Origin of the sequence: Aquabacter spiritensis (genome assembly GCF_004346185.1) — a bacterium.
Classification (GTDB): Bacteria; Pseudomonadota; Alphaproteobacteria; order Rhizobiales; family Xanthobacteraceae; genus Aquabacter; species Aquabacter spiritensis.
The window spans coordinates 1-4,224 of the sequence record NZ_SMAI01000036.1 but is presented as its reverse complement, the minus strand read 5'-3'; the positions used below and the strand labels follow the sequence as shown (position 1 = coordinate 4,224).

At 65.9% G+C, this 4,224-nt stretch carries 1 protein-coding gene and 2 pseudogenes; all 3 read right to left on the bottom strand.

Annotation, left to right across the window (positions count from 1 at the left end):
* The coding region (locus EDC64_RS23270; protein ID WP_165933873.1) for a ParB/RepB/Spo0J family partition protein at positions 1 to 2,062 on the bottom strand (2,062 nt) is incomplete at its 3' end.
* A gap of 192 nt (positions 2,063 to 2,254) precedes the next feature.
* Positions 2,255 to 3,448: pseudogene (locus EDC64_RS23265) on the bottom strand (DUF932 domain-containing protein).
* A gap of 525 nt (positions 3,449 to 3,973) precedes the next feature.
* Positions 3,974 to 4,224 (bottom strand): annotated as a pseudogene (locus tag EDC64_RS23670) (IS4 family transposase); the annotation flags it as partial.

Here is a 4,224-nt window from a genome sequence, read left to right as displayed (position 1 = left end):
ACTCCGCCGCCACGGCAGGGGGGATGTCCGTGGTGTCCTCAGTATCCTCAAGGCTTTCGTCTTCGCCCATGGCCGTTGTGCCGTCCTGCGCCGCCATTTCTTCGCCGACCGCCGGTTCGGCCCCGCGCAGAGGTTCCGGCAGCCAGCCGGTATCGGCCAGCAGCGCTTCGGCCTCGCGGGCCATCTCGCCCTTCTTCAGGTGCGCGATGCGCTCCGCCGCGCGCGGTTCCTTGGCCTCGCTCACCGCCTGCAGAATGCGGGCCTTGGTCACGCGGCCGAGGTAATTATCCACGGTCGGCTTCCAACCGGCCGCCGCCATGTCGAGGTCGACGGCACGTGCGAGCTGGTCGGCATGGTTCAGCGCACGCGGGCGCCGGTTCCAGGCCTCATGAACGGCGTTCACCGACAGGCTCACCACATGGGCGAACAGGCCGGAGCGGGTGTCGCTCTCCCATTCCCGCAGAGCCTCCCAGAGATCGGCCGAGTCCTTCGGCAAGACCTTGACCCATCCCTCATGCCGGGCATGGATTGCCTCGGCCGAGGCGCTGTCGTTCAGCCCCGGCGCCTGCGCACTGAAGGCAATGCTTTTCAGGTCAAGTTCGAGGCAGCTATCCGAGCCGTAGCGATAGAAGCTCTTCAGCGTCAGGGCATGCAGGGCCGCGAGGAAGGCGACATCGGGCCGCTCGCCCAACGCCTGGCGCAGCCCGAGCGTGCGATGCGAGGTCAGCTCGGTCATCAGCCGATCCGAGATGGCGGACAAGCCTTCATCCTCCTCGGGCTCGGGCGCCGGCGCATCTGCCATGACGGCCTCGCCGCTACGCATGGCCGCCGCCGCGATGTGGTGCGGCCCGGCGTCTTCCGCGGCGACTTCGGGCTCGACCGGCAGTTCGTCCTCCGGCCGCACATAGCCGCGCTCAACGCGCACTGCGCCATCATGGGCGATGCTGACGAAGGCGCCGGCGCGCGCCACCTCCGCCGGATCGAAGGTGATCGGACGCGCCTCGAAGGCTTCGATCGCCGTCTCGATCTCGCCGAGCCGCGCGCCGACATCCTGCGGCAGTTCATCCGCCTCGGCGTATTCCGCGGACAGGCGATCATATTCCGCCTGCAGGGCGTCGCGGCTGGCTTCTTCCTCCGTGGTGAGCGGAATGGTCTCACCACGCAGCTGGCGCAAGCCGTAGGTGTGGCCATAGGCGAAGTCGGGCGCCATCTCGACCCACTTCCAGCCCTCGCCGACGACAGCGTCCGACTCGGCCTTGAGCTTCTCGGCCACCAGCCGGTCTACAAGCGCGACATCCTGCAGCCAGCCGCCATCATCACCCTGGAACAGGTCGCGCAGGATGGTGCCGCCGGCCTCGACATAGGCCTCGAGGCCGATGAACTGGGCGCGCTTGTCGCACGCGCGGACCGCCCCCTCGGTCAGCATGCGGCGGATGGCATAGGGCTGCTTGTCATAGGAGGTCTTCAGCCGGTCAAAGACCTGCTCCTGGCGCGCATGGTCGCCGGAGACGGTGAAGGCCATGAGCTGGTCGAGCGTCATGCCGTCCTCGGCATAGACCTCCAGCAGCACTGGCGAGACCGAGGCGAGCCTGAGACGCTGCTTCACCACGCCGACGGAGACGAAGAAGGCGGCGGCGATCTCTTCCTCGGGCTGCCCCTTCTCGCGCAGCGCCAGAAAGGCGCGGAACTGGTCGAGCGGATGCAGCGGTGCGCGCTGGACGTTCTCGGCGAGCGAATCCTCCTCGGCGATACCGCCTTCGCGGAGGACGCAGGGCACCGGCGCGGTCCTGGCGAGGCGCTTCTGCTTCACCAGCAGTTCCAGTGCCCGATAGCGCCGCCCGCCCGCCGGAATCTCGAACATGCCGGTCTCGACGCCGGCGTCGTCAACGACGGGCCGGACGCTGAGGCCCTGCAGCAGGCCACGACGGGCGATATCCTCGGCCAATTCCTCGATCGAGACCCCTGCCTTGATGCGCCGGACGTTCGACTGGCTGAGCAGGAGCTTGTTGAAGGGGATGTCACGCGAGGGCGATAGCGTGATCTTCTGAACATTGGTCGCCATGGAAGGCACCTCCGCGACGGGCGGCCAAGAGCCTCTCTCTCGGCCTCCAACCCGTCACGAAGCGCAGCGCCGCCCTCTCACTCTGGAGGGCGACCTCACTCTGGAGGGCGACGCCGCAGAAACGCAGATCCGCACAAGCGGAAAGCCGGAAAGCCGGAGACAGGGATGTCCGCGTCTCCGGCTTTCCGGAAGTCAGGCGGCCCGATCGAGCAGCTTCTTGGCCCGCCCCTCGAGGTCGAGCCGCGCATCCTGGTGGGGCTTGTCGCGTGCGACCGCGGTGATGCCCTGAACGAAGTCGAAGATGCTCTCGGGCTTGCGCCCTTCCTCGGTCAGCACCGTGTCGATGATCCTGGCCGTCTCCACCTTGGAGAAGCCCCGGTTGCGCAGGAAGTCGCTGCGGTCCTCGTCGGTACGCGCCACGATCTTTTCCCGTGCCGCCTTGATGCCGTTGACGAAAGGCATGGGCGAAGAATTGGCGAAGCGGGTCAGGGCTGGGGCCGCTTCATGGGCAAAGCGCGAGGCGGCGTATTTGGAGTGGCGGATGGTGATTTCCTGGAAATCCTCGACGCCCCAGAGATTGCGGTTCTGACACACGGCACGCAGATAGAAACTGGCGATGCCGAGCGTCTTGGCCCCGACCTCCGAGTTCCAGCAATAGAAGCCCCGGAAATAAAGGTCCGGCGAGCCGTCGGGCAGCCGCCCGGCCTCGATCGGGTTGAGATCGTCGACCAGGAACAGGAACACGTCGCGGTCGGAAGCGTAGAGCGTCGTCGTATCCTTGGTGATGTCGACACGCGGATTGTAGACGCCTGTGGACCAGTCGAGCACGCCCGGCACCTTCCAGCGCGTGTCGCCGGTGCCGTTGCCGGCGATGCGCTGCACCGCCTCGACCAGCTCGTGATCATAGATCCGGATTTAGTCCTGCCCGGTGACAGCGCGCAACTCGACGCGGCCATTGGCGGTCTCATAGGTCTTGATCTGCTCGGCGCGGTGCGCGGTCAGGCCATATTGCAGATTGATGCCGGCCAGCGCGGCGGGAAGCTGGCGCAGATAGGCGGCTGGCGCCCCGATCTGGGCCGCGAGCTGGCCGAAGGACCAGTGGTTCGGCTCGACGGGCGCATCCGCCCCGGGCAGCACCAGCGCCAGCCGCTCGGCATTGGAGCGGCTCGCCTCCACATGGATGCGGGACGTCTCCACAAGGCGCGACCGGCTGTGATCGGCCCGGCCCCGCACCATCGCGGCCAATTCGCCGAGCGAGAGGAACCGTTCGTCATCCGGCCGGGAGAACCACTCCGACGACACGCGCCCGACCCGCTCGCTGCGCGTGACATCCACCTTGTAGCCGCCACTCGCGTCGCGATCGGCATCCAGAACCTGCATGTTCATGGGGATCAACCTCCATGACGGGCGCCGGAAGCCTCTCTCCCGGCCTCAACCCGTCACGGAAATCCGATCCGGCCTCTCACTCTCTGCACTGGACAAACCGACTGCCACCCGCCGCCGCGGCGAGAACACGGCCCCGAAGATCGAGCGACAGCGCTTTCACTATGCCTGCCGGCGTCCAACTTCGGCAGAAGGCTTGAATCAGCTCGGCCCCCATTTGAAAAGCCCGCCAGATTCAAGCGATCGGCCAATGCTCTAAACGCTTCGATGAAGGCGTTTACGGTGGGCTTGCCGGGCCGAGAAAAACCAGCGTCTCTCCCATGGTATAGGCTGATAGGTCGAGGTAACGGGAGATGACTCCGGGCTCCAGTTGACCCGGCTCGTTCGTGGATAGCCCACCTTGGCGCAGCTCCGTTCGCTCAAGCCCTCTGTCAAGGGCTTCCCCAAGATGTTAACTTTTGAGGCCTAGTGATTTTCTGTTCGGACGTGACGCCTGTGGCTCGAAGCGATCCTCAAGTATCCCCTCATTTACGTGATCCCGAAGGCTCCGGTGAATGTCGCGTTTTGGCGGATGAGTTGTGCGTATCGCTCGACGAGCGGACGCAGGCGCTCCTCCGGCATGTTGGGAATGAGGTCGTAGAGCAGGCAGCCTTGTCGGAATAGGGAGTGGACACGGCGTTTGGCGGTGCTGGTTCGCAGTTGACGATCCATGCCGAGGCTTTCGCCGGCGGCGCCCAGGATCGTCAGCAGCAGGATGGCGAAGGCATTGAGGAGCAGGA